At 33.6% G+C, this 536-nt stretch carries 1 protein-coding gene; it reads left to right on the top strand.

All coding sequences use genetic code 11. The annotated features are described in order from the left end of the window. A partial coding sequence (locus CYP84_RS10825; protein WP_180996405.1) for a hypothetical protein occupies positions 1–536 on the top strand: 536 nt, incomplete at both ends.

The raw sequence follows: 536 nt of genomic DNA, 5'->3' as shown, positions 1-536 counted from the left end.
ATGAAATAGTAAAGGCAATCAATGAATATAATAAAGAGCAAGAAGCACTAAAAGGAAGTTTTATCCCAGCAGCTGTTTTACCTATTGCGCCAGCTGTATTAGAATTTTTAGTAGAAATAGGAGCAGTCTCAGTTGCCCTTAGTGGTGCGTACGGTGCTAAAAAGATTGGGGATAAATTTGTAGAAAATTCATCTGAGTATGATTTTTCGTATGATATAATCAAAAATGCTTCAAATCAGCAAGAAAATACACAGACAGCAGAACAGCAAGGTGGCAATGTTCAAACTTCATCGCCAGCACCATTACCGCCAGATGATGATGACAATGATGTTAAAATTTCAAATAAAAATAACGGCTTTTCAAATAAGAGAATTTTAAACAATGGTGATGTTCAAATAAAAGGCAACAAAAACATATCGCTTGATGTTGAAAGAGGGGGTTCTGGTAAAGTGAACATTCATATTAAAGTCGGAAACGAAAAATATTTTTATGATTTCAACTCTGGAAAATATATTTCAAATAGTGGAAGTCAGTTA

The organism is Campylobacter concisus (assembly GCF_002912425.1).
Classification (GTDB): domain Bacteria; phylum Campylobacterota; class Campylobacteria; order Campylobacterales; family Campylobacteraceae; genus Campylobacter_A; species Campylobacter_A concisus_AH.
Note: the sequence above shows the minus strand (reverse complement) of the source record. Positions and strands in the feature narration are given on the sequence as shown.